We start from the raw sequence: 25,935 nt of genomic DNA, 5'->3' as shown, positions 1-25,935 counted from the left end.
TTTTATCTATATGTCATCAAGAAAAGTAAAAGAAACACTTTTCGTTATCTTTCTGAATAGTTCCTGAAAATAAATTCAGGACAAGCAGTAGAACGTAGCACCTTCTTTACAAGGTAAAGGGTTGCCAAGGCTTCAACGGGTCTATTCCCTCTACCTTTCTTGATAACATAATTAATACGTTTATGAAAATACGTTTATGAACGAGCGAACAAAAATACTAACAATATTTTTTTTATCCGCACTATTTATGAAAAATTGCTTTAATTATTCAAATAATGTTGAAGACAAATACCGGTCTCCTCTATCACAAATAATAGCAACAATAACACCACTCTCTAAAGTTTCTGCCAATTTTAAAGCTGTAAAAACAGAACCGCCACTGCTCATGCCTGCAAAAACGCCTTCTTCCTTTGCTAGCCTTTGAGTCATCGTTTTTGCATCTTCTTCACTCACATCTATGACCACATCTACTTTCGATCTGTCAAAAAATTTAGGCACATATTCTGGCGACCATTTTCTTATGCCCGGAATTTTAGCGCCATCTGCTGGTTGGGCACCAACGATGGTGATATTTTTATTTTGCTCTTTTAAATAGGTTGACACGCCCATAATGGTTCCCGTGGTCCCCATGGCAGACACAAAATGAGTTACTTCACCATTAGTATCTCTCCAAATTTCTGGTCCCGTGGTTTTATAATGTGCTTTCCAGTTATCATCATTTTCAAACTGGTTTAAAAGCATATATCCTTTTTCGTCACGTAATTGAAAAGCAACATCTCTAGAACCCTCAATGCCAATATCGGCAGGTGTTAAGATAACCTCAGCGCCATAAGCTCGCATGGTTTTAACACGTTCCTCGGTTGAGTTATCGGGCATCACCAACACCATCTTCAAACCTAATAAGTTAGCTATAAACGCCAATGCAATGCCTGTATTGCCACTTGTAGCTTCCACTAAAGTTCCACCTTGTTTTATCTCTCCACGCTTTAAAGCTTCAGAAATCATATTAAATGCCGCACGATCTTTTACACTTCCGCCCGGATTATCACCTTCAAGTTTTAATAATAGAGTAACTTTTTTATTTTGAATTAAATGGCTGGCTTCTACCAGTGGTGTATTTCCTATTCGGTCTGTAATACTAGCGTATTCCATTTTTCTTTGGTCTGATTTTAATTTCCGTTTGATATGTCACCAATGAATTTTCTGGAACTGATTGGGTTATCCAAACGTTTGCACCAATAGTGCTGTTTGCTCCTATGACAATATCACCACCTAAAATAGTCGCATTGGCATAAATCGTCACATTATCTTCAATGGTTGGGTGACGTTTAGTAGATTCCATGTTTTTCTTCACTTGAATGCCTCCTAAAGTAACCCCTTGGAAAATCTTGACGTTATTTTTGATGATGGACGTTTCTCCAATGACGATACCGGTGCCATGGTCAACAAAAAAGGATTCGCCAATGGTTGCTCCCGGATGAATATCAATACCTGTTATGCCGTGCACATATTCGCTCATCATTCTTGGGAGAATAGGCACTTTTTGCACATATAATTCATGACTTAATCGGTATATGGAAATGGCATAAAACCCTGGACATGCCATGTAAACTTCCTCTAAGCTTTTTGTAGCTGGGTCGAAATTTACAACTGCAATAGCATCTAAATCTAATTTTACCCTAATGGCATGAAATTTACCTTTAAACTCATCCCAGATAGCTTCGCTATTTTCAATATTCAGATTATCGGTAATATCTAAAAACGTTTTCTTTAAAGATTGAAGCTCATTGTCGTGTTCATCAAAAACATAATAGAACAATCGTTTCGTAAATGTTTTTACAACATCTTTTAAACGAACATTATACTTTTTTTGAATCAACTTATCGTTCAATTCTTCACATGGATCCATATCAAATACATTTTAATTATCTAATGATTGTCGTTATTCACTTCTGAAATTTACAACAATAATAGATTTAGATAAAAATTCTTTTCGATTAAATGGATTGAACAACCGCTTTTGGTGCTTCTTTACGTGTACCATCGAAACCATCAATACCACTTACAGTCGTATATTTTAACACATACCTTTTACCTGGATTAATAATTCTATAAGCTGCTTGGCACATTAAGGTAGCTTCGTGGAATCCACAAAGAATTAATTTTAATTTTTCTGGATAGGTGTTAACATCTCCTATGGCAAAAATACCGGGGATATTAGTTTGATAATTTAAGGAATTATCAACTTTAATAGCATTCTTCTCAATTTCCAATCCCCAATCGGCAATAGGCCCCAATTTTGGAGATAAACCGAATAACGGAATGAAATGATCGGTTTCAATTTGACTTAATTCGCCATCTATATTTACTGTAACCGCTTCAATTTTACCATTCCCGTGCAGCTCTACAACTTCGGCAGGCGTTACTAAATTGATTTTCCCTAGGTCTTTTAATTCGCCTACTTTTTCAACAGAATCTAGAGCACCTCTAAATTCGTTTCTTCTGTGTATTAATGTTACCTCTGAGGCTACATCGGCTAAAAAGATGCTCCAATCCAAAGCAGAATCACCTCCACCAGAAATAACCACTCTTTTGTTTCTGTATACTTCTGGGTCTTTAATGAAATATTCTAAACCATTATCTTCATAAATTTCCAGATTATCTAGTGCTGGTTTTCTAGGTTCGAAAGATCCTAATCCTCCAGCAATAGCAACCACTGGCGCTTGGTGTTTTGTACCTTTATTTGTAGTTACAATGAACGAACCATCGTCTTGTTTTTCTATAGTTTCTGCGCGTTCTCCTAATGTAAAACCAGGTTCAAACTGTTTACCTTGCTCTAATAAATTTTTAGTCAAATCGCCCGCTAATATTTCTGGGAAACCAGGAATATCATAAATAGGTTTTTTAGGATATATTTCTGAACATTGACCACCTGGCTGAGGCAATGCATCAATTAAATGGCATTTTAGTTTTAACAATCCCGCCTCAAAAACCGTGAACAATCCTGTTGGTCCCGCACCTATTATGAGTATATCTGTTTTAATCATTTTGCACTTTTTTTTCAATTAATCCTTTGGTAAATTCGTTGAGTGTTTCCACTTTTTCTTGAAAATCACCTTTTATTGTTTTTCTATATTCATTCAAATTTTTAACCAAATCATCTACATTTTCTGGAATAACATCCTCGAAAAACTGACGTAAACGTTTGGCTGTTGTAGGTGACTTTCCGTTAGTGGAAATCGCCACTTTCACATTGCCTTTGGTTACGATGCCACCCATATAAAAATCGCAATACGGTGGATTATCGGCTACATTAACTAAAATGCTACGCTTTCTGCAATGTTTGTAAACTTTTACATTTACAGTAGGAATATCGGTAGTTACAATCACCATATGTTTTCCTTTTAAGAAACGTTTGCTATATCTACTTTTTATTAACTTAACATTGCCTTGTTTTGCCAAAGATATGGTAGCATCCCTAAACATAGGTGACACCATTGTTACACAAGCATCTGGACTGGATTTCAAAATAAATGACAATTTTTCTTCAGCAACATTTCCACCACCAACTATCAGTACTTTAAGGTTACTTAGTTTTAAAAAAATTGGATATAGATTGTTTCTTTCTTCCATCCCTGTCCGTTAAGATATATTCTCATTTAAATTCTTAACTAACGATGAAAGTTCAACACGCTCTTTTACAACATCGCCAATAACTATGATTGCAGGAGATGTTAACTGTTTTTCTTCCACAACTTGCTGAATGTTGCTAATCGTCCCAATCCCTACTCTTTCATTAGCTGTTGTCCCTTCTTGAATCACAGCTACAGCAATATCTTGTTTATTTTCTGCTGAAAAAACCTTAACTATCTCTTTCAGCTTAGACATTCCCATTAAAATAATAATTGTTGCTGTCGATTTTGCTGCAATAGCAACATCTTCAGATAATTGATGGTTTTTTGTTGTTCCTGTAATGACCCAAAAACTTTCGGCAGCATGTCTTTTAGTTAACGGAATTCCTTGATACGCTGGTACAGCACTTATAGAGGATATCCCAGGGACCACATAGGTCTCCAAACCAAAAGGTTTTACATAATCAATTTCCTCTGCACCTCTGCCAAATATAAAAGGGTCACCTCCTTTTAATCGAACTACATGTCCTTTTTCATTGGCTTTAGCAACAATAAGTTCGTTAATTTGTTCTTGCTGAAAGGCATAACATCCTTTGCGTTTACCCACAAAAATAATCTCAGCCTTTTTTGAAGCATATTTTAACAACTCCTCGTTAATAAGGGCATCATACAGTATCACATTAGCAGATTCTATAGCTTTAATTGCTTTAATGGTAATTAAATCTACATCTCCTGGCCCTGCACCTACTACCGTTAACCGCCCCCTAACCCCCGAAGGGGAAATAGAAGACTCAGTTTCATATGTTTTTTTTTTCTTATTCATTTAATTCTGAAAAACAACAGTTTATTTATACCGCTATTTTGCCCCCTTTAGGGGTTTGGGGCTTCTATACGTTCTTACTTTATCTAAAAACAGATTGGCACTTTCAATGTACTTCGATGCAAAAGCTTCGGTTGGTGCATTTTTATTAATCTGATAAATCAATTCAGAAAAAGAAACACCCAAATTTATTTTTCCACTTTCAACAAACAATTCATCAAACTGACTGATGATACCAGCATGGGTGTTTGTGCTTTTATTTTCGGCGATAAGCAATGCTTTCGCAGAATTTACCATAGAACTATAAGCATGGTAAATAGCACTAGAATACACTTTGTTATCGAAGGAAACTGTAGCATTTTCTATTTTCTCTTCACTTTCAAAGAACAAAGTTGCAATTAAATCAATGACCACACCAGCACATTCACCAACACCTATTTCCTTAACATATTCTTCGTTGGTTCCCCAATCAATAAAATCGTCTTGGGTTAAATTGGTAACATCTTGAAGATCATTCAATAAGTCATAAAAATAGCGTTCACCTGTTACTTGGTAATACTCATAGAATGTTTTTCCGTTGGCATTGGCTTCAAAATCATTTAAAATTCTACGCAATGCTTCTGGGCCTCTTTTACTTGGCACTTTTACCACTTTATCTGCAAAAGCTCCTTTACCATTTTTTAAATTTTCACCACCTAATAAGACTTGTAAAGCAGGTGCTACTAATTTATCTGGAGTACGAACAGACATCCCTTGGAAACCAATATTCGCCATATTGTGTTGCCCACATGCATTCATACAACCACTAATTTTTATGACTAAATCATCTTTAGTTAAATATTGAGGATATTCTGCTTTCAACACGCGTTCTAATTCATCTGCGATTCCTGTGCTACTTGCAATACCTAAATTACACGTATCAGTTCCTGGACAAGCTGTGATGTCGACTGCTTTATTATAACCTACTTCCACCAGACCTAATTTTTCCAATTCTGTGTAGAAGAAAGGCACTAAATCTTCCTTTACAAAAGGAATAACGATATTTTGACGCAATGACAAACGTATTTCGCCCGCAGCATATTTTTCAACCAAATCGGCCAATAAACGCGCTTTATCTGTATAAAAATCACCCAACAACACTTTAATTCCTATAGCCACATAGCCGTCTTGTTTTTGAGGAATAAGGTTAGTAGATTTCCATAATTCAAAAGCTTTTTGGTCTTTAATGGCTACTTGAGGGGCTTCTACCGACACTGGTTTCGAAACGGGGTAAACATCTGCATCAATAGCAACCGTTTTAAGCTCGATAGCGTTTTGCTCTGCTTCTACCAATTCTATAAAAGCATCCAATCCGACATCTTTAATTAAGAATTTCATACGCGCTTTGGCACGGCTTTTACGTTCACCGTAACGGTCAAAAACACGTACAACGCCTTCCATAGTTGGAATGATTTTATCTGTTGGTATAAAATCATATAGCACATCGGCTTCACGAGGCTGAGACCCTAATCCACCACCAATCATCACTTTAAATCCACGAACACCATTTTCAATCTTCGCTATAAAACCTAAATCGTGCATGTAAGATAATCCAGTATCGTCATCAGAAGATGAAAAAGACACTTTGAATTTTCGTCCCATTTCTTGACAAATAGGATTTCTTAAAAAGAAACGAAACATGGCATCGGCATACGGTGACACATCAAAGGGTTCATTGATGTCGATTCCTGCAAGTTCTGAAGCGGTGATATTTCGAACGGTATTACCACAAGCTTCTCTTAAGGTAACATCATCTTTTTCCAACTCTGCCCAAAGCTCAGGTGTTCTGTTCAAATCAACGTAATGAATTTGAATATCTTGACGTGTTGTAATGTGTAAACGTCCACGAGAATATTCATCAGACACATCAGAAACTCTACGTAATTGGTTGCTTTTTACTTTTCCGTAAGGCAATTTAATACGTATCATTTGAACACCTTCTTGACGCTGACCATAAACACCACGTGCCAAACGAAGGCTTCTAAATTTTTCCTCATCTATTTTTCCTTTGTGAAAAAGCTCGATTTTATTCGCTAAATCGATAATATCCTTTTCTACAACCGGATTTTCTATTTCTGTTCTAAAAGTTTGCATAATCTAGCCCCTCCTAACCTCCCAAAAGGGGAGGAATTCTTACTCGGGTGAAGCAAGAATATTGTTATTATTATTTTTTCGCAGCCCTGCTAATTCCCCCATCGGGGGCTAGGGGCTTTACTGAATGAAGCCTGCTCCAACTGTATTGTTGGATTGTGTATCAATTAAAATAAAAGAACCGTTGGTTCTGTGGTTTTTAAATTGATCATAAAAAATTGGCTTATTTAATTTGAATGTTACCGAAGCAATATCATTGACTCCTAATTCTGTAACATTTTTTTCTATTCCAGAATAATCTGGATGTATTTTATGGTTGATTCTCTCAACCCTACCTAAAACTTTATTAATGCCATGTTGCACTACATATTTAGCACCTGGTACTAATTGTTTTGAGTCCATCCAACACACATTGGCCGTGAATTCTTTATCAATGGTTGGTAAATCGCCATCTTTAACAATCATATCACCACGACTTACATTAATGTCGTTTTCCAAAGTAATCGTTACCGAAGAACGTCTGGAAGCCGTTTGGTACTTTTGATCATAAAAATAAATGTCTTTAATTTTCGATCTTGTTTTTGAAGGCAACACTAAAATATCATCACCAACACTTAACTCACCTCCATATATTTTACCTGCATAGCCTCTAAAATCATGAAATTCTTCTGTTTTTGGACGAATAACATATTGTACAGGAAAACGTGGTGTACCCACATTATAAATATCCGCTTTATCTAATTGCTCAAAATGCTCTAACAAAGACTGCCCTTTGTACCAAGGCATCTTTTGGGATTTGTTCACTACATTATCTCCTTTTAAAGCACTTACTGGAATGAATGTTATTTTTTGGTCTTGGTAATCCCTTTTGCTCATTAATTCAGTAAAATCTGCTTTGATTTTATTGTAAATGTCTTCAGAATAATCAACCAAATCCATTTTATTAATAGCAACAACCACATCTTTAATTCTTAATAAATTATTGATGAAGAAGTGACGATTGGTTTGCTCAATAACGCCTTTTCTAGCATCAATTAAAATGATGGATGCTTGTGATGTTGAAGCCCCAGTAACCATGTTTCTGGTATATTCCACATGCCCCGGTGTATCGGCAATGATGTAACTTTTTTTCGCTGTTGAAAAATAAATATGAGCCACATCAATGGTGATGCCTTGCTCTCTTTCAGCAACCAAACCATCTGTAGCCAAAGAAAAATCCAGATAATCATATCCTCTTTGTTTACTGGTTTTTTCTATAGCTTCTAACTTATCGGTCGTTAATGATTTTGTATCGTAAAGTATGCGCCCAATTAAGGTACTCTTTCCATCATCTACACTACCTGCTGTTGCAATTTTTATTACTTCCATGTTTATGCTGTTGGCCTTTAGCTTTTAGCTATTCGCTATCCACTTATGGCAATTTTATAATTAATTTTTAAACTTGTGCTAAAGGCTAACAGCCAATAGCTAATAGCAAAAATTTGCTTAAGCAAATTTTAGAAATACCCCTGTTGTTTACGTTTTTCCATAGCGGCTTCAGAGCGTTTATCGTCTATACGCGCACCACGTTCTGAAATGGTTGATTCCCTAATTTCTTCCACTACTTTTGAAATGGTTGTAGCGTCGGACAACACTGCTGCCGTACAACTCATGTCCCCAACGGTTCTAAAACGTACCAATTCTTCAATTACTTGCTCGTTATCATCTCTATAAACTACTTCATCTTCAGCTGACCAAATCATCCCATCCCTTAAAAATACTTTACGCGTATGAGCAAAGTAAATAGATGGAATTTCAATATTCTCTTGTTCAATATAAGACCAAACGTCTAACTCTGTCCAATTTGAAATTGGGAACACACGTACATTTTGTCCTAAATTAATTTGTCCGTTTAGCATATCGAACAATTCCGGACGTTGCTTTTTTTCGTCCCACTGGCCAAAATCGTCCCGAACCGAAAAAATACGTTCTTTAGCTCTTGCCTTTTCTTCATCACGACGAGCACCACCTATACAAGCATCAAATTTAAATTCTTCAATAGCATCTAAAAGTGTGGTGGTTTGCAATTGGTTTCTACTAGCATATCTGCCAGATTCTTCCTTTACTTTACCTTCATCAATAGAATCCTGAACATTTCTAACAATCAATTCCAATCCTAATTCCTTAACCAATCTATCTCTAAATTCAATCGTTTCCGGGAAATTATGCCCTGTATCGATATGCATTAATGGAAACGGAATTTTTGCAGGATAAAATGCTTTTACGGCAAGTCTAACCAAGGTAATGGAATCTTTTCCGCCAGAAAACAACAATACCGGTTTTTCAAACTGAGCTGCTACTTCCCTAATAATATAAATTGCTTCGTTTTCTAGTGAATTTATATGCGATGTGTCTTTATTCATAATATTTTTATGGTTGATGGTTGTTGGTTGATGGTTGTTGGTTTCTGAACCAAATCAATAACAACTTTTAACTTTGTACTTTTAACTTTTAACTTACTTAGGCGTGTAATCCACACTCTCTGTTTTCTAACGCTTTTGTAGGATCGAAATATTTAAATTCGTTTGGCAAATTATGTTCTTCTAAGTACTTATCTAAATCGGCATCAGACCAATAATAGAACGGACTTACCTTTAAAACGCCATCTTTGCTGACGCTGAAAATACCAATACTATCCCTAAATGCTGTTTGCCCTTGACGCAAATTGGTAAACCAAACTTTGGGTTTGTGTTCTTCCATAGCACGTCTGAAAGGTTCTAACTTCACTTGTTCTGTAAAAAGAGCATGTTCTGGCGCATCAACACTTGGAATACCCATAACCACATCTCTATGCGCCGATGTTTGTTTAGGCACGTACAGAAATACGTTTATATTCAAATCCTTTATGACTTTTTCGGCGTGTCTGTAGGTTTGTGGTGTATTGTAACCTGTATCGCACCAAACCACTGGCACATTGGCTTCAACGGTATTTACAGCATATAATATAGCTGCTTCGTAAGGCCTGAAATTTGTTGTTACTACCGCTTCTTTGCTAAGCTCAAAAGCCTTCTGGATAATGTCAGAGGGCTTAGCACTTTTATAAGCGTCGTTTAATTCTTTAATTTGATTTTCCGTTATCATTATAATCTCTTATTTACCCCATTTAACTGAATTCCATATGCGTTCGTGGAAAAAGTATAATACCATCTTTGTGACGACTTCAACACCCCCAATTAAAAGTGCTGTATTCAACTTTCCAGTAATAATCCAAGAAATGATCATGGTATCAATCGTTCCTATTATCCTCCAACTAATAGATTTTGCTATACTTCTTATTGGCTTCTCTTTAGTTGAATCGGTTTTATATGTCGTTTTCTCTGTTTGATTTGGATTTGTCAACACTTGGTCAATCATTTTATTCGTATTATATTATTCCTATCGACTTAATAGGGATTACAAAAATAATACTTTTTATTATATCTCAAAAAATATTTATGTTTTTTTTAATCATTACCGTGATATATCCTCTAGTGTATTATTTTTAAACACATTAAGGGTGCTATCCCGCACTTGAATCATTAATTTATTTACACTGCAACTGGCTTCATCTGGGCAATCATCGCATTTTTCATAAAAGTTCAAACTCACACAAGATACCAAAGCTATGGGACCTTCTAAAACACGCATCACATCGGTCATTAAAATATCAGACGGTTTTTTAATCAAATAATAACCCCCGTGCTTCCCTTTTTTTGAACCTAAAAACCCAGATTTTCTTAACGTTAGTAAAATGCTCTCTAAAAATTTCTGTGAAATATGTTCGTTTTTGGCAATCTCACCAATTTGTACTGGTTCGTTATTACCTTTTCTGGCAATATAGGTGAGTGCCTTTAAACCGTATTTTGTTTTTTTAGATAGCATGCTGCGAAGATAAGTATTTTAACAAAAGTTATTATGATGCTGAAAAGATAAATGGATAATGAGTATTTTAATGGATGTATAATGAGTTGGGCAACAGTAAAAATCACTTGTAAAATTAACTAGTAGAATTAAATTCGTAGTTTTATTATGGGAAGCTTACAACGCTAATAAAAACATTGAGTTCATAGCTTGAAAGCATGTATTCTCAACCCAATATTTTTAAAAGGACCGCTTTGTTGAGTGGCTTCTCAATAAAATCTTTGACAAGGGGATTTAGTTTCGCTCTTTGAATATCAACTGGGTCAACAGATGAGGAGAGCATATAGATTTCAAATTGTTTTTTTATTGAATCGGTGAATGTTTTAAATTTATCAAGGAATTCCCATCCTGTTAAGTTTGGCATGTTAATATCTAAAAGGAGTATTATTAATTGGTTTTCAAATTTATTCTCAAATTGCGTTTCAATATACTCCAATGCTATTTCGGGATCAATAAAATCCTTTACTTCTATATCTTCCAGAGACTTTACTAATACCATTTTAGAGATTGAAGTGCTTAAGGAGTCATCGTCCACTAGTATGAATTGTTTTGCAGATTTTGTCATGGTTTATTTAATTCTGTTTTCAAATACGATTGTAAATTCTGTTCCTTTATTGAGTACACTTGATACGGTTATTTTTCCCTCTAATGCCTCTACTTGTGTTTTTACCATAAATAAACCAATGCCTTTGCCTTCAACGTGAGAGTGAAATCGCTTGTAGAGTCCAAACACTTTATCTCCATGTTTTTTCATATCAATTCCTAATCCGTTGTCATTAAAAGTGAGGGTTATTCTTCCGTTTTCAAAATAACTTTTGATTTCTATATGCGTTGGTTCATGGGGCTTGCTGTATTTTATGCTATTGCTTATTAAATTGTAAAAGATGCTGTGCATATATACTTTGAGTGAAAGGATTTCGTCCACTGCTGAAAAATCAGAGTTGATGTGAACATTGTGTTTGTCTATGTGAAGTCCGAGGCTGTTGACTATATCATTTACTAAATTTGAAAAGGATATAAGTTCATTTTTTTCGGTGACTTTATGTTTTAATTGTAGTATAGAGTTGATGTCCTTAATTATGATATCTAGCCCCGAAACGGATTCAAAAAGACCTTTTAGAAATTCTTTTCGTTCTTGTAGTGTAAGTGTATCATCCTGTAAGGTTTCTGCACAACCTAGAATATTTGCGACGGAACCACGAAGGTTGTGAGAAATCATGAATGTGAACTGTTCTAGGTCACAGTTGCGTTGAGCCATGCCATTGATTAATTTTTCTTTGGTTTCCTCTGCAACTTTTAGTTCTGTGATGTCACGGTTTACTCCAATCATTCTATTAGCCTTACCATCTTCATCACGCAGAACGATTGCATGTCCTTCTATATATCTAATTTCATTGTTATGCCAGCGTATCCTGAAGACAGAATCAAAGTTCTTAGGACCATCAAGTGCTGTTTGAACATCAAGCAAAGTTCTTTGTAAATCATCAGGATGCACGGTATTAGACCAAGCTTCAAATGCGCCATTAAATTCATTTTGCACAGTATCGAAAATCTTGTACATATTGTCATCCCAAATCAATATATCATTTTTAGTATCCCAGTCCCATATCCCAATTTTTGCAGAATAAGTTGCAAGCAATAGCCGATCTGTGATATTTTTTAATTCTTTCTCTGATTTTTTTATTCCCGTAATGTCACGCGAATGACAGGCGGTTCCAATTATTTCATGTCCCTTGCGTATAGGATAGAAGGAAATTTCAGTCCATAACTCTACTGGTGTATCCAAATAAAAAGTTGATAAATATGTTTCTCCTGCAAATGCCCGTTCATATAATGGCTTAAAATGGTTTATCATTTCAGGAGCATTCATTATTGTAAGAATATTTTTTTCTTTACGAATTGCTCTATCAAAATTAAGTTTGTGTGCTATATCAAATGGAAGGTTAGAAGTAATAAGATTTAATTCCCGATCCACACTCCACATCAAATCATGAGTGTTATTAATTAAGGCATTCAGATTATTGTTGTCGAATTCCAGTTGTTCTTCAATTGATTTTTTATAGGAAATATCACGGAAGTTTGATACTATTGCATGCACATAAGGTTCATGAAGCATATTGGTAATAGTTCCCTCGCACCAGATATAGTTTCCGTTATTATGTTTTAGCTGATGTCGTATAGTAAATGAAGCGCCAGGAGATTGTAAAATCTTTTGTATGTTTTCAAAAACTATGGGTATATTATCAGGATGAATAATGTCAGAAGGGGTTGTATTTAAAAATTCTTCAAGAGAGTAACCAAGTACTTTGGAAATGGAGGGGCTTGCATAGAAAATTTTGCCGTCAATTGTTGAAAGCGTTTCCATGTCGGTGCTTTTTTCTATCAATGCTCTAAAAAGCTTTTCATTTTTAATTATTAATTCTTCTGCTTGTGTATGTCTTTTTGTTTTTTCTAAAAGGTCAAGGGCAAATGAAATATCGCCAGTCACCTCGGTAAGTAATGCAATATCTTCTTTGTTGAAAAAATTAAGTTTGCTTGCGTAGAGATTAAAAGTGCCGAAGACCTTGCCCGATTTATGTATTGGTAGGACAATACACGAATGAATACCCTGCTTTTTTGCAAAGGATTTCCAACTCTCTATTTCAGGAGTGTTCTCCACATCATTGCAAAGAAAATGTTTTCCGGTTCGAAATACAATACCCTGCGGATCTTTGCTTTCATAGGACACATCTGTAAATAGTTTGATGTCTTCAGCTGGTATGCCACTGTTTTCAAGAAGTGTAATTTTATTTTGTTCTGAGTTAAAACTTCCTATCCATGCCATTTTGAATTTGCCAAACTCCAGAGCAAAGCGGCATGAATTGCGAAAGAGTGTCGCTTCGTCTCTAACATGAACAATGGTTTGATTAATTTGGCTTAAGAAGACATATTGTGACGTGCGCTTACTTACCTTTTGCTCTAGTTCCTCATTCAGTTTCCGAAAATTGGCTTCTGATTTGATAAGCTTATTGTTAGCAATGAATAACTCTGCAGCACGTTTTCCTTTTTCTTTATTTTGAAAAATGAGTTCCTTGTTAGCTATTATTAATTCTCCTGCGCGTTTTCCCTTTTCCTTATTTTGGAAAATGAGTTCCTTGTTAGCTATTATTAATTCTGCTGATCGTTTTTCTTTTTCTTCGTTTTGAAAAGAAAGTTCTATGTTGGCTATAACAAGCTCTGCTGCACGCTTTCCCTTTTCTTCGATTTGAAATGATATTTCACTGTAAGCAGCCTTTAAATCTTTTGCCAGATTGCTCGCAATGGCTTGCTCGTTCAAAAAATTTCTATTATCCATTTTTTTTGTTTATTAATATATTTATAAACCAAGTCTCCACCCCAATGGATAAATTTTAATTATTTTCTTTTAAAAAGTAAAAAATGTTATTTGAAGGTTATAAATAGTTGATAATTAACTTATGGGAAAAAAAATACAATCAAAGGTGGTGATAATAAACAACAAGGTGGTGATAATAAATAACTATAATTTTATATCTTTTAGTTTTGGCACAGATAAATGCATCTGTGTCCAAAGACGTATCATAAATTTATGATTTACCAATTAGATTTACGGTGAAATAGAAAATGTGAGGTAACTCCATTTAGCAGTTTGAGTCCAAAAAACCTCCATTAAATTTTAAACAAGAGTGTATTTCTTTCTCAATTCGGCCATCACGTCTTCATGAGTATGAACACGTCCTTCATTAATATCTTCTAAACCTTGATTAATTAACTTCTTAGCGGTTTCTGTTAATTATCGTAGTCATTCATTTTGGGTGGAGCTTTCGTATAGCGCATTTACCATACGCAGGAAACGTTCATCAACTTTAGTTATTGACTTCTTCCGTTTTTCCCTTAATTCTAATGCTCCCATAATACAATCGATATAACTGAAATATACGTTTTTTACTTTGCAATAGTAACTAAAGCTTTTAGAAAATTATTCCAAATTCAAAATAATGCATCTACTTATCCCACGCCACCAAAAGCTCAGCCATAATAACGCAATCGCCAATTAAAAGCACTCTGTCATTATTTATAACCTCACATATTACCACACCGCCACGTTTTGACGCTTGGTAACCAATGAGTGTATTTTTAGACAGTTTCTCACTCCAATAATTTGCCAAGTAACAATGTGCAGAACCTGTAACAGGATCTTCGTCAATGCCGAAATCTGGCGCGAACATTCTAGAAACAAAATCGTATTCCTTCTCAGAAGATTTAGCTGTGATGATAAATTTCTTTTTGGAGTGCTTCTTTAACAATTCAAATTGAGGTTTTAAATGCCTAATCAAATCACTTTGACTGACTTCAACCAAACACCAATCCTTATCACTATTAACGGTTATGGGTTTTTCACCTAAAAACGCTTCTAATAAAGCATCATCGGAATTTTCAGGTTGGGTTTTACCAATTGGAAAATCCATTTCTAACTGATGCCCCCTTTTTTTCACCGTCAACACCCCACTTCTAGTATGGAATTCGAGAACGTCTTTGGTTACGTTGAATTTCTCAAAAAGAATTTTAGCCGTCGCCAGAGTAGCATGTCCACAAAGATCTATTTCTAGAGTTGGCGTGAACCATCTGAGTTGGTACTGACCGTTTTCTTCGTACACAAAAGCAGTTTCAGAAAGATTCATTTCTTGTGCTATATCAATATAAGCAGCTTCAGTCAGCGGTTTTTCCAAAACACATACTGCCGCAGGGTTTCCCTTAAAAGGAATATTTGTAAAAGAATCAACAGTAAATAATTGCATTTTAATTTTCTAAAGCTTGTTTTAAATCTGTAATAATATCATCTATATGTTCCAACCCCACCGAAATTCTTACCAGACCATCGGTAATACTGACTTGCAATCTATCCGCTTCCGATAATTTGCTGTGTGTTGTTGAGGATGGATGTGTGACTATGGTTCTTGTATCACCTAAATTTGCTGCCAAAGAACACATTTTGATGGCATTTAAAAAGTTACGACCTCCTTCTATGCCCCCTTTAACTTCAAAAGCGACAATGTTACCGCCTAATTTCATTTGCTTTTTAGCGACTTCGTATTGCGGATGCGATTTTAAAAATGGATATTTTACCCAACTCACATTCGAATGGCTTTCCAAAAACCCAGCTACCTTTAAAGCATTCTCGCAATGCTTATCGACCCTAACCGCAAGGGTTTCTAAACTTTTAGACAATATCCACGCATTAAATGGTGATAATGCAGGGCCTGTATTTCTTGAGAACAAATAGACCTCTCTTATTAAATCGGCATTTCCAACGGTTACGCCACCCAAAACACGACCTTGTCCGTCAATTAATTTGGTAGCCGAATGGATGACCAAATGTGCTCCAAACTTTATAGGTTGTTGTAAATAGGGCGTGGCGAAACAATTATCAATGATTAAAATTAAATTGTGCTTTTGGGCAATGTCACCAAGCAATTCCAAGTCTATAATATCTACTGCTGGATTGGTCGGTGTTTCAGCATAAAGAATTTTAGTATTTGGCGTGATGAAACTTTCAATGGTTTCTGGTTTATTGACATCAAAATAACTGGTTGTAATATCCCATTTTGGAAGATAATTCACAAACAACGCATGTGTTGAACCAAACACCGAACGCGCCGATACTATATGATCACCACTTTTTAACAACGCTGCAAATGTTGAAAATACAGCAGCCATACCCGTTGCGAATGCATAACCACTTTCGGCTCCTTCCATCTTGCAAATTTTATCTACAAACTCAGTGGTATTTGGGTTTGAAAAACGGCTGTAAATATTACGTTCCTTTTCTTCTGTAAAAGAGGCACGCATATCTTCGGCATCCTCAAAAACAAAACTGGATGTTAAGTATATTGGGCTGGTATGTTCTAAAAATTCGCTACGTTCTAATTGCGTACGAATGGCTTCTGTTTCAAATTGTTTTCTTTCTTCGCTCATGATTTTTGTTTTACCGCAAATTCGCAAATTTTTGATTTAATAATCTATGCATTGGCTGCTAAATTCATTATTATTTTTATCCTTCTTTCTCGGGGAGTTAACAAATAATTATTCCGTTTAATTTGCCAATTTGCGGTTTATATATTAATTTATATGCTTAGACAATCTTAAAATATCCCCAAAAACACCTCTGGCAGTCACTTGTGCGCCTGCGCCTGCGCCTTGGATTACTATAGGTTGTTCGCCATACGATTCTGTAAATATTTCAAAAATAGCATCACTTCCTTTAATTTGACCTAAAGTACTATCTCCTGGAATGGACACTAATTTCACCTCTAAATTTCCCTTATCTTTTGACAAATCGCCCGACAAATCACCTACATATCGCAATACATAACCCGGTTTTTGATTTTCTTTTATCTTCTGAAATTCATCATCTAAAACATGCAACTGACTTAAAAATGCTTCCACAGAAATGACTCTATACGCTTCTGGAATTAAATTTTGAACCGATACATCTTCAAACTCATTTTGTAAATCCAATTCTCTTGCCAAAATCAATAATTTTCTAGCGACATCATTTCCTGAGAAATCTTCCCTAGGATCCGGTTCCGTAAAACCTTTATCAATCGTTTCTTGAACAATGGCGCTAAATGGCTTGTCTTGAACCGAGAAATTATTGAATAAATAACTTAATGTGCCTGAGAACACCCCACGTATTCTGGTAATATTTTCCCCCGATTCGTGCAATAATTTAATGGTATCTATAAGCGGCAAACCAGCACCAACCGTGGTTTCGTATAAATATTGTTTATTGTTTTCCTTTAATTTAACACGTAAATCTGAGTAAAACTGATGTGAAATGGTATTGGCTATTTTGTTGGATGACACCAAATCGAAACCAGCCTCAATTAACGGTATATAATTTTTATAAAAATGAGGACTCGCTGTATTATCTACGGCAATTAAATTTTCTAAATGATGTGTATTTGCAAACGCTATAATATCTTGAATGGAATTTTCTAATGATGCTGATTTTATGGCATCTTTCCAATTAATATCAACGCCTCTTTTGTTTAAAAGCAGTTTTTTGGAATTCGCTATAGCAAACACATTTAGGTTGATGCCTTTTCGATTTTCTATATCGCCTTTCGATTTTAAAATCTGATTAATTAAAGCGCCACCAACGCCCCCATGACCAAAAATGACGATATTTATTTTCTTTGAAATTCCGAAAATCTCACCATGAATCACGTTCATGGCTTTATGCAACTGATCCTTTTTAACAACCAAACTCACATTTTTCCCAGTCACCGTATTATTAAACAATAACGGCACTATTTGGTTTTTTATAAGGGCATTAAACGGTTTGTGGAATGAACTCAACTCAATACCAATAATGGAGATAACACACACATCGTCTACCACGCCAATTTTATTGACATCTTGCGAATAAAAATCATTTTCAAACTCACGTTCTAAAGCGATAACCGCTTGCGTTGCTTGCTCGGAATTGATAACCAAACCAATTCCTCGTTCTGAAGACCCTTGCGAAATAATGCTGACACTAATATTATGATTTGCCAATGCTCCAAAAATTCGAGCATCCACACCGCTTTTTCCTAACAACCCGCGTCCTTCCAAATTTAATAACGACACATTATCTAAAACCGATAAGGAGGTGACTTCTTTTGAATTTGGTTTCGCCGTAATCAACGTTCCTTCATCATCTGGATTAAAGGTATTTAAAATACGAAGGTTGATATTTTTTTCAACCAACGGAATGATGGTTTTAGCATGTAAAACGGTGGTTCCAAAGTTTGCTAATTCATTGGCTTCACTAAACGATAATTCCCTAATTTTTTTGGCATCTTCAACCAAATCGGGGTTGGCTGTGTAAATACCATTCACATGCGTATAATTTTGCAATTCTTCGGCATCTAAATAATTCGCCAACAAAGCAGCCGTATAGTTACTGCCATTTCTACCCAAGGTTGTGGTTTCATTTTTAGCGTTAGACGCAATAAACCCTGTTACAACATTGACGACATCTTTACCGCTGTTTTTATAAAAGTTTTTGACGTTGTCTTTCGATAATTGCAAAATAGGTTGTGCATTACCAAAAGATCCGTCGGTTTTAATGAGTTCCCTGGCATCAACCGCCGAAGCCTTTATCCCTTTTTTATTCAATAAAGCTGAAATAAGTTTCACTGAAAGCAATTCGCCTTGTGCTAAAATTTCATCTTTGGTTTTATTGCTGTAATCACCTAATAAACTGACGCCTTCAAACAGTTTGTCTAAAATGGTGAATTCTTTAGAAAAATCAATATCCTTTAAAGGTTCTGTTTGATAATCTTTAAAAACCTGCAACACTTCTTTGTAGGGATGTCCTTTTGAGGCTTTATTTAAAATATTTTCCAAATCATCGGTAGCAGAACTTCTGGCAGAAACCACAACGGTTATTTTTTCGCCTTCTTTTACCTTATTTTCAATGATTGAAATCACGGTATTCAACCCTTCGCCGTTTGCTAAAGATTTGCCTCCAAACTTTAATACTTTCATGCGTCTCTTTTTAGAATTTGGCACAAAAATGCCTTCTATTATCTTTTCTAATTGCTCGTATTCCATTAAAAATGCATCATGTCCGTGCACCGAATTAATCTCATTATAAGTGACATTGGGATTTGTCAACGCCAATTGTTTATGCGTTTGTCTATTTTCTTCAGCCGTAAAAAACAAATCGGAATCCACCCCAATAATATAAATATTCCCATGAATGCTTTCCAAAACATTAAAATCGTTCGGTCTGTTTTTAGTAACATCAATGGTTTTTAAAAGTTGGTTCATTAATTTATATGCCGATAGCTGAAAACGTTCCTGCAATTTTTTACCATGATGCAACAACCAACTCTCGACATTAAAAATTTCCAATTCCTCATTTTTAGAACGGTGGAAACGCTCGTTAAACGATTCTGGTGTTCTGTAACATAACATGGCGTGCATTCTGGCATCGTGCACCGGATTTCTAGAATTCATTAAAAATTGTTCTTGAATTTGACAGTTGGCAATAAGCCAATCGGTCGATTTCCAATCGGTTGCCACAGGTATTAAATTCTCGGTAATATCTGGATTTAAAACAGCCATTTCCCAAGCAATACCGCCACCTAACGAACCGCCAATTAATGCAAAAAGTTTATCGACTTTAAGCTCTTTTAAACCAATTAAAAATAATTTGGCAATATCCCTTGCTACAAAATCTTTATAATTTTCAATAACAAAACCATCAAACCCATTACCCGGAATATTAAAAGCCAAAACCGTGTAAAGTTTGGTATCAATGACTTTATCATCCCCAACCAAATCAGTCCACCAGCCATCTTCACCAGCCACATTACTATTTCCCGTTAATGCATGGTTGACCAATACCACAGGAGCCGTACCTAAATCTTTACCAAATAGCTGATAGCTTAATTTGATTTCAGAAATAGATACGTTGTTTTCTGTAATATAATCTGTGATGATGATATGTTGCAATGCTTTATTCAACTGAAAAATTATTTAATGGCTTTAAATGCTTCTTTTAAATCAGCTTTCAAATCTTCTATATCTTCAATACCAACCGACAAACGGATTAAATCTTTTGAAGTACCTGTCGATTCTTGCTCAGCGTCCGTTAATTGTTGGTGCGTTGTACTTGCTGGATGGATAATTAAAGATTTTGTATCACCGATGTTTGCCAATAATGAAAATAATTTCGAATTATCTACTATGGCTTTCGCTGCATCATAACCCCCTTTGGCCCCAAAGGTAATAACTCCACTCTGTCCTTTTGGCAAATATTTATCTGATAATGCTTTATATTTACTCGATGCCAATCCTGGATAATTTACCCAAGCCACTTCGTCTTGCTGTTCTAACCATTTGGCCAGTTCCAAAGCATTTTCACTATGTTGTTTTATTCTAACTGGTAATGTTTCCAAACCTTGAATGATTTGAAAGGCGTTAAACGGACTTAAAGCACCACCAAAATCCCGTAATCCTTCTAATATCAATTTAAACGTATATGCCGCAGCACCTAATGCTTCATGATACACTAAACCATGATATCCAGCAGAAGGTTCTGTAAATTCTGGGAACTTCCCGTTAGCCCAATCAAAAGTTCCGGCATCAATGATAGCACCACCTAAAGATGTTCCTTGTCCACCAATATATTTAGTTAACGAATGGATCACAATGTCTGCTCCATGTTTTATTGGGTTTAACAAGACGGGGCTTGCAACGGTGTTATCCACAATAAACGGTACACCTGCCGCTTTTGAATGCACAGCAATGGCTTCTAAATCCAACACATCTAATTTTGGATTTCCTAAAGATTCCACAAAAAAGGCTCTCGTATTATCTTGAACAGCGTGTTTAAAATTATCTGGATTATCGGCATCCACAAACGTTGTGGTAATGCCTAATCGTGGCAAGGTAACTTTTAGTAAATTATACGTACCGCCATATAAGCTGCTAGATGCCACAATATGGTCACCTGCTTTTAACAAGGTTAATAAACCTGTTGAAATAGCTGACGTTCCTGATGCAAAAACTACGGCACCTATACCGCCTTCAACAGCTGCTAAACGTTCTTGTAAAATTTGATTGGTAGGGTTGTTGAGCCTCGTATAAATAAAACCGAGTTCCTGTAATGAAAACAGATTCGCCGCATGGTCAGAATTTTTAAAAACATACGACGTTGTTTGATAAATAGGAACCGCTCTAGTTCCTGCGTTTGCCGTTACATCATGTCCTGCATGTAATGCGTTAGTTGCTAATTTTAATGTACTCATTTTTCTAGTTTTTTATTTGCCTCACCTAGAAATAGTTTCAGCTATTTCTGACCTCTCCAAAGGAGAGGTAAAAGACTATTAATTAATAATAAACACTTCTTTCGAAATGTACTTAATAGAAAAATGTTAAAAAGAAATAAAAATTGCCGTAAGCAATTTCGTTTGGTTATCTATCCAAATTATTCTGAAAATTATTCAGAAGTGGGTAGAATTTAGCACCTTCTTTACGGATAAAGGGTTGCTAAGGCTTCACAGGGTCTAATCCCTCCGCCTTTCTTGATAACATTTCAATACGTTTTTGAACTTTGTGAATGCAAATATTCAGTCAGAAAAATTTAAAATCCTAATTTTTTTAATAATTTTTTTTTCAATGACTTTTATGTTTTCCCAAATTATCATGAAATTTATTTCTAATAACTAGCCCTATTGGTCTGTTTTGGATTTTAGATTCCAACCACGAAATAATATCTAAATATAGAAACGCTCTACTTTGGTATGGATCATCCTCAAATTCTTTTAGTTTTTTATGAAGTTTGATGAATTCGTTTCTAACTTCATGCGGATAAATATCGCCCAAACCTCTTAAAAATTTAATAAACTCTTTTTGCACTTCATACAAATCTTCCATTTTAATTAAGAATTTATAGGTGCTTTTTATAAGTACATCTAAATGGTAATCTAAACCAGATTCATAATGAGCCACCAAATTCAATATTCTGGTAAAACACAATAAATCCTCGCGCATTTGTAATGATTTGTTTGAAATTATTTTTTCTAAGTAATAGATACATTTTTTGCTTTCGCCTGCACCAAAGTACATACTGGCAATTTTATAATAAAAAACCATAATATGATGCTCATCTATACGGTCGTGAAAATCTTTCAATTTAAATACAACCTCATCAATTAAAGGTAGGCCTTCTTCAAAACTACCTTCCATAAAATGGAGGTTAAATTTATTGTTGTAAATATATAAGAATGCCAAACCTTCCAAATTGTCATCTACTGGAAACCAAGGTTCCTTAGTAATAGATTCCAATCTAAGGAGCGATTCTTTAAACTTTTCATAATGTCTTAAATAAAATAATGCCTCAAGCAAGTAATGATTTCCTCGTAAAAAGAATACGGGATTTAAAGTAATCATGTCTTTATTTTCATAAAACAGATTGACCCATTTAGTCGCATATTTATAACAAGACAAAAAATCGTGTGTCAAAAAGCTATACCATAAATAAGCTTTATAAAGCCATAATTTTTCTCTAAAACCAAGGTCGTTAATATCATATTTTGGCATTCTAGCTTCAAAATATTTTACAATTCGTTTAGTTTCCTTGTCATTTTTAACGTAACCCGTTTTTAAGAAAAGACCATATAATTGAAGTGATAAATTAGATAATTTACTTGCCAGCACATTTTGCTGACTTAATTCCTTGGCTTGAATAGAAAGTTCATCGGCTCTAGTGCTTAAACTTCTGGTGATGTATTGGGATTCAATAACTTTTTCAAGTTCAACAATTTCATAAGCCACATTTTTTTCTTCATGTGCAACGGCAACGGCCTTCGCTTTTTCTAAAATTTTTAGACTTTGCTTATATAAACCCTTGTGATACAATATGGTGGCAAAATCTAATTGTTCTCGAATTTGAATTCTAACATCCTGATGCGACGGATTCAACCTTAAACTGATTAAAATCTGTTTGTATAAATGAGCCTTAAGATTTGATAATTGTTGCTTTTTTACTATCCCCTTCTTTAAAATGACCGATTCATCATACACAGATAGTTTTTCAAGAATATCAAAAAGCATTAAAAATTTTGAATCTTCATTGACACCTAAACGCCCAACATATAGCTTAAACTGCCGCTTCTCTGATTTTGATAACGATTTTATTAGTACAAACAAATTATCTTTTTGCTCCTTTGTCATAGTTGTAAAAACAATATTAAATATATGATATACAAATAGTTAAATCAATAATAGAAGTGTTAAACATCGTAAAAGTCAATTGATGAATACTGATTTTGACAAACCAAAATATAAATTCGTAGTAAGAATACGAAAATATATTTTAATAAATGTCGAATAACAACGTTCAAATTTTTGACACTACCCTTCGTGATGGTGAGCAAGTTCCTGGCTGTAAATTAAACACAGAACAGAAACTTATTATTGCAGAACAACTTGATATTTTAGGAGTAGATGTTATTGAAGCTGGTTTCCCTGTGTCTAGCCCGGGCGATTTTAAATCGGTTGAAGCCATCTCAAAAATAATAAAAAATGCTACAGTTTGCGGATTAACACGCTCTGTTGAAAATGATATAAAAGTAGCTGCCGAAGCATTAAAATATGCTAAACGCCCAAGGATTCATACTGGTATTGGCACATCGGACTCTCACATAAAATACAAGTTCAAATCCACCCAAGAAGATATATTAGAGCGTGCCTTTCATGCCGTTAAATATGCTAAATCTTTTGTTGAAGATGTAGAATTTTATGCGGAAGATGCTGGTAGAACCGATAACGAATATTTAGCTCGTGTGTGTGAAGCGGTCATTAAAGCTGGTGCTACCGTTTTAAATATTCCAGATACTACAGGGTATTGTTTGCCAAGTGAATACGGTGCCAAAATTAAATACCTAAAGGAAAATGTTAAAGGTATAGACAAAGCTATTTTGTCTTGCCATTGCCATAATGATTTAGGCTTGGCCACCGCAAATTCCATTGAAGGTGTTATTAACGGCGCCAGACAAATTGAATGTACCATTAATGGTATAGGTGAACGTGCTGGAAACACTGCTTTAGAAGAAGTGGTTATGATTTTAAAACAACATCCATATCTTAATTTGGATACCAGAATTAAAACAGAAATGTTATACGGCATCAGCCAATTAGTATCAGAGAGTATGGGCATTTACACCCAGCCAAATAAAGCCATTGTGGGAGCCAATGCCTTTGCACATAGCTCGGGCATTCACCAAGATGGGGTTATTAAAAAACGTGAAACATATGAGATTATAGATCCTAAGGATGTTGGAGTTACGGAATCTGCTATTGTACTTACTGCCAGAAGTGGTAGAGCAGCTTTGGCCTACAGAGCTAAAAATTTAGGTTACGAATTAACAAAGCTTCAGCTAGATGACATATATACTAGCTTTTTAGACTTTGCAGACAATAAGAAACAAGTAGATGATGATGATATTCATCAAATTATAGAACATAGTAAATTGTACAAAGAAATCATTTCGTCTTAAAAGTTAATTTATGAAGTTAAATATTGCCGTTTTACCGGGCGATGGTATTGGTCCAGAAGTAACAGCACAAGCCGTTAAGGTCTTGAAAGCTATTGCTATGGAGTTTAACCATGTATTTACTTTTGATTACGGAGTGGTTGGTGCCTCTGCCATAGAAAAAACAGGCGTTGCCTTACCACAGGAAACTATTGCACTTTGCGAAAAAGCAGATGCCATCCTATTTGGCGCTATTGGCAATGCTGTATATGATATGGATCCTATGGCGAAAATAAGACCAGAACAAGGTCTTTTGGGCTTACGCAAAACATTTGATTTATATGCAGATGTAAGACCCGTCATCGCTTACGAAGATATTTTAGACAAGTCGTCTTTAAAAAAGAAACAAATTAAAGACACTGATATTCTTATTTACAGAGAACTTACTAGTGGTATATATTTTGGTGAAAAAACATTTAGTGACGATGGGAACACCGCTACAGACACCTGTCAGTACACACGCTTTCAAATAGAACGCATTGCACATTTAGCTTTTATAGCCGCACAAAAAAGAAAACGCAAATTAACCTTGGTTGATAAAGCCAATGTTTTGGCAAGTTCAAAATTATGGCGTAAAGTGATTCAAGAAATGGCACCTCAATATCCAGATGTTGCCGTTAGTTACATGTATATAGATAAAGCGGCTATGGAGTTGGCCATTAACCCAAGACAGTTTGATGTTATTTTAACCGAAAACATGTTTGGCGATATTCTATCTGAACTTGCTGGGGTCATCGTAGGCTCTATAGGTTTATTGGCTTCGGCATCTTTTAGCGACAAAAAAGCCATGTTTCAGCCCATTCACGGAGCTTACAACAAAGCCTCAAACCAAGGCATTGCAAACCCTATAGCAGCGATTTTATCGGCGGCTATGTTATTAGATCATTTTGAATTATATGACGAAGCTTCTTTGGTAAAAGAAGGTGTCGATAAGTCATTAAAGCTTCATATTACTACCCCCGATTTAAATACAAAATACGAACACATCACCACAATCAAGGTTGGGGACTTCATAGAGGATTTTATTAACAATCCTGACGAAACCAATCTAAACTTTACCAACATTCATTTAGGACAATCCACAATTATTTAATTATTTGAGTTAGTCACCAAATTATAATTTTTGGGATCCTTAAAGCGCACTTTTAGAAGTGCGCTTTTTTATTTTATTTGAGCTTACCTCTTGATACTATATTACCTGTTGACTTTTTCCTCTGCTAGCGCTCGTTTGTAACGAGTGCCCTTTAACAACTAACCGAAAAATCCAGCATCGTCTATTTCTAAAACCGTACTGTCATCTTGATAGTTTCTGGCACTAGAG

20 protein-coding genes and 2 riboswitches are annotated in these 25,935 nt (G+C 35.2%); of the genes, 2 read left to right on the top strand and 18 right to left on the bottom strand.

All coding sequences use genetic code 11. From position 1 onward, the window contains the following. Positions 1–41 precede the first annotated feature (41 nt). Positions 42–169, bottom strand: a riboswitch (SAM riboswitch). Between the two features lie 95 nt (positions 170–264). From cysM to CSW08_RS02600, 18 genes are all read right to left on the bottom strand, one after another. Beyond that, positions 265–1,152 (bottom strand): cysteine synthase CysM, encoded by an 888-nt coding sequence (gene cysM / locus CSW08_RS02685; protein ID WP_106658372.1) that lies wholly within the window; start codon positions 1,150–1,152, stop codon positions 265–267. Next, positions 1,139–1,909, bottom strand: a complete 771-nt coding sequence (epsC, locus tag CSW08_RS02680) for a serine O-acetyltransferase EpsC (protein ID WP_106658371.1) — start codon at positions 1,907–1,909, stop codon at positions 1,139–1,141. Before epsC ends, cysM begins: the two co-directional genes overlap by 14 nt. 88 nt (positions 1,910–1,997) lie before the next feature. Continuing rightward, a complete protein-coding gene (locus tag CSW08_RS02675; RefSeq protein WP_106658370.1) occupies positions 1,998–3,047 on the bottom strand; it encodes an NAD(P)/FAD-dependent oxidoreductase in 1,050 nt (349 codons plus the stop codon). Further along, positions 3,040–3,633 carry a precorrin-2 dehydrogenase/sirohydrochlorin ferrochelatase family protein gene (locus CSW08_RS02670; protein WP_106658369.1) on the bottom strand — a complete coding sequence of 198 codons (594 nt, stop codon included), beginning with the start codon at positions 3,631–3,633 and terminating at the stop codon, positions 3,040–3,042. The genes CSW08_RS02675 and CSW08_RS02670 overlap by 8 nt, the downstream gene beginning before the upstream one ends. A 9-nt stretch (positions 3,634–3,642) precedes the next feature. Then, positions 3,643–4,455 carry a uroporphyrinogen-III C-methyltransferase gene (gene cobA / locus CSW08_RS02665; protein ID WP_106658368.1) on the bottom strand — a complete coding sequence of 271 codons (813 nt, stop codon included), beginning with the start codon at positions 4,453–4,455 and terminating at the stop codon, positions 3,643–3,645. Positions 4,456–4,488: 33 nt separating this feature from the next. Further along, the gene (locus CSW08_RS02660) at positions 4,489–6,585 is read right to left on the bottom strand and encodes a HEPN domain-containing protein (RefSeq protein WP_106658367.1); all 2,097 of its coding nucleotides are present in this window, start codon (positions 6,583–6,585) and stop codon (positions 4,489–4,491) included. A 117-nt stretch (positions 6,586–6,702) separates the two neighbouring features. Then, positions 6,703–7,950 carry a sulfate adenylyltransferase subunit 1 gene (locus CSW08_RS02655; protein WP_106658366.1) on the bottom strand — a complete coding sequence of 416 codons (1,248 nt, stop codon included), beginning with the start codon at positions 7,948–7,950 and terminating at the stop codon, positions 6,703–6,705. A 128-nt stretch (positions 7,951–8,078) separates the two neighbouring features. Further along, a complete protein-coding gene (gene cysD / locus CSW08_RS02650) occupies positions 8,079–8,984 on the bottom strand; it encodes a sulfate adenylyltransferase subunit CysD (protein WP_106658365.1) in 906 nt (301 codons plus the stop codon). Between the two features lie 97 nt (positions 8,985–9,081). Continuing rightward, a complete protein-coding gene (locus CSW08_RS02645) occupies positions 9,082–9,702 on the bottom strand; it encodes a phosphoadenosine phosphosulfate reductase domain-containing protein (protein WP_106658364.1) in 621 nt (206 codons plus the stop codon). A gap of 9 nt (positions 9,703–9,711) precedes the next feature. Next, positions 9,712–9,975, bottom strand: a complete 264-nt coding sequence (locus CSW08_RS02640; RefSeq protein ID WP_106658363.1) for a DUF2061 domain-containing protein — start codon at positions 9,973–9,975, stop codon at positions 9,712–9,714. Positions 9,976–10,071: 96 nt separating this feature from the next. Continuing rightward, entirely contained in the window at positions 10,072–10,482 is a 411-nt protein-coding gene (locus CSW08_RS02635) for an RrF2 family transcriptional regulator (RefSeq protein ID WP_106658362.1), read from the bottom strand. A 205-nt stretch (positions 10,483–10,687) separates the two neighbouring features. Further along, positions 10,688–11,086 (bottom strand): response regulator, encoded by a 399-nt coding sequence (locus CSW08_RS02630; protein WP_106658361.1) that lies wholly within the window; start codon positions 11,084–11,086, stop codon positions 10,688–10,690. Between the two features lie 3 nt (positions 11,087–11,089). Continuing rightward, the gene (locus CSW08_RS02625) at positions 11,090–13,855 is read right to left on the bottom strand and encodes a PAS domain-containing protein (protein WP_106658360.1); all 2,766 of its coding nucleotides are present in this window, start codon (positions 13,853–13,855) and stop codon (positions 11,090–11,092) included. Between the two features lie 667 nt (positions 13,856–14,522). Then, the gene (locus tag CSW08_RS02620; protein WP_106658359.1) at positions 14,523–15,317 is read right to left on the bottom strand and encodes a PhzF family phenazine biosynthesis protein; all 795 of its coding nucleotides are present in this window, start codon (positions 15,315–15,317) and stop codon (positions 14,523–14,525) included. Position 15,318: 1 nt separating this feature from the next. After that, positions 15,319–16,494, bottom strand: a complete 1,176-nt coding sequence (locus CSW08_RS02615) for a trans-sulfuration enzyme family protein (protein WP_106658358.1) — start codon at positions 16,492–16,494, stop codon at positions 15,319–15,321. A 144-nt stretch (positions 16,495–16,638) separates the two neighbouring features. Beyond that, the gene (gene thrA, locus CSW08_RS02610) at positions 16,639–20,040 is read right to left on the bottom strand and encodes a bifunctional aspartate kinase/homoserine dehydrogenase I (protein ID WP_106658357.1); all 3,402 of its coding nucleotides are present in this window, start codon (positions 20,038–20,040) and stop codon (positions 16,639–16,641) included. A gap of 8 nt (positions 20,041–20,048) precedes the next feature. Then, on the bottom strand, positions 20,049–21,326 hold the full coding sequence (locus CSW08_RS02605) for an O-acetylhomoserine aminocarboxypropyltransferase/cysteine synthase family protein (protein WP_106658356.1): 1,278 nt from the start codon (positions 21,324–21,326) through the stop codon (positions 20,049–20,051). 163 nt (positions 21,327–21,489) lie between these two features. Continuing rightward, positions 21,490–21,612, bottom strand: a riboswitch (SAM riboswitch). 81 nt (positions 21,613–21,693) lie between these two features. After that, positions 21,694–23,253: a hypothetical protein gene (locus CSW08_RS02600; RefSeq protein ID WP_106658355.1), complete on the bottom strand. Its 1,560-nt coding sequence runs from the start codon at positions 23,251–23,253 to the stop codon at positions 21,694–21,696. Between the two features lie 149 nt (positions 23,254–23,402). Between CSW08_RS02600 and CSW08_RS02595 the strand changes: the two genes are divergently transcribed. Together CSW08_RS02595 and leuB are read left to right on the top strand one after the other, a co-directional pair. Then, positions 23,403–24,578: a 2-isopropylmalate synthase gene (locus CSW08_RS02595; RefSeq protein ID WP_106658354.1), complete on the top strand. Its 1,176-nt coding sequence runs from the start codon at positions 23,403–23,405 to the stop codon at positions 24,576–24,578. 10 nt (positions 24,579–24,588) lie between these two features. Next, positions 24,589–25,707: a 3-isopropylmalate dehydrogenase gene (gene leuB, locus CSW08_RS02590; protein WP_106658353.1), complete on the top strand. Its 1,119-nt coding sequence runs from the start codon at positions 24,589–24,591 to the stop codon at positions 25,705–25,707. Positions 25,708–25,935: the final 228 nt, after the last annotated feature.

It is taken from the genome of Confluentibacter flavum (assembly GCF_002843175.1).
Taxonomy (GTDB): Bacteria; Bacteroidota; Bacteroidia; order Flavobacteriales; family Flavobacteriaceae; genus Confluentibacter; species Confluentibacter flavum.
Note: the sequence above shows the minus strand (reverse complement) of the source record. Positions and strands in the feature narration are given on the sequence as shown.

What these genes read in the sequence shown, in the direction of transcription:
- cysM (WP_106658372.1), bottom strand. Translation starts at nt 1,152, where the DNA reads ATGGAATACGCTAGTATTACAGACCGAATAGGAAATACACCACTGGTA.
- epsC (WP_106658371.1), bottom strand. Translation starts at nt 1,909, where the DNA reads ATGGATCCATGTGAAGAATTGAACGATAAGTTGATTCAAAAAAAGTAT.
- CSW08_RS02675 (WP_106658370.1), bottom strand. Translation starts at nt 3,047, where the DNA reads ATGATTAAAACAGATATACTCATAATAGGTGCGGGACCAACAGGATTG.
- CSW08_RS02670 (WP_106658369.1), bottom strand. Translation starts at nt 3,633, where the DNA reads ATGGAAGAAAGAAACAATCTATATCCAATTTTTTTAAAACTAAGTAAC.
- cobA (WP_106658368.1), bottom strand. Translation starts at nt 4,455, where the DNA reads ATGAATAAGAAAAAAAAAACATATGAAACTGAGTCTTCTATTTCCCCT.
- CSW08_RS02660 (WP_106658367.1), bottom strand. Translation starts at nt 6,585, where the DNA reads ATGCAAACTTTTAGAACAGAAATAGAAAATCCGGTTGTAGAAAAGGAT.
- CSW08_RS02655 (WP_106658366.1), bottom strand. Translation starts at nt 7,950, where the DNA reads ATGGAAGTAATAAAAATTGCAACAGCAGGTAGTGTAGATGATGGAAAG.
- cysD (WP_106658365.1), bottom strand. Translation starts at nt 8,984, where the DNA reads ATGAATAAAGACACATCGCATATAAATTCACTAGAAAACGAAGCAATT.
- CSW08_RS02645 (WP_106658364.1), bottom strand. Translation starts at nt 9,702, where the DNA reads ATGATAACGGAAAATCAAATTAAAGAATTAAACGACGCTTATAAAAGT.
- CSW08_RS02640 (WP_106658363.1), bottom strand. Translation starts at nt 9,975, where the DNA reads ATGATTGACCAAGTGTTGACAAATCCAAATCAAACAGAGAAAACGACA.
- CSW08_RS02635 (WP_106658362.1), bottom strand. Translation starts at nt 10,482, where the DNA reads ATGCTATCTAAAAAAACAAAATACGGTTTAAAGGCACTCACCTATATT.
- CSW08_RS02630 (WP_106658361.1), bottom strand. Translation starts at nt 11,086, where the DNA reads ATGACAAAATCTGCAAAACAATTCATACTAGTGGACGATGACTCCTTA.
- CSW08_RS02625 (WP_106658360.1), bottom strand. Translation starts at nt 13,855, where the DNA reads ATGGATAATAGAAATTTTTTGAACGAGCAAGCCATTGCGAGCAATCTG.
- CSW08_RS02620 (WP_106658359.1), bottom strand. Translation starts at nt 15,317, where the DNA reads ATGCAATTATTTACTGTTGATTCTTTTACAAATATTCCTTTTAAGGGA.
- CSW08_RS02615 (WP_106658358.1), bottom strand. Translation starts at nt 16,494, where the DNA reads ATGAGCGAAGAAAGAAAACAATTTGAAACAGAAGCCATTCGTACGCAA.
- CSW08_RS02605 (WP_106658356.1), bottom strand. Translation starts at nt 21,326, where the DNA reads ATGAGTACATTAAAATTAGCAACTAACGCATTACATGCAGGACATGAT.
- CSW08_RS02600 (WP_106658355.1), bottom strand. Translation starts at nt 23,253, where the DNA reads ATGACAAAGGAGCAAAAAGATAATTTGTTTGTACTAATAAAATCGTTA.
- CSW08_RS02595 (WP_106658354.1), top strand. Translation starts at nt 23,403, where the DNA reads ATGTCGAATAACAACGTTCAAATTTTTGACACTACCCTTCGTGATGGT.
- leuB (WP_106658353.1), top strand. Translation starts at nt 24,589, where the DNA reads ATGAAGTTAAATATTGCCGTTTTACCGGGCGATGGTATTGGTCCAGAA.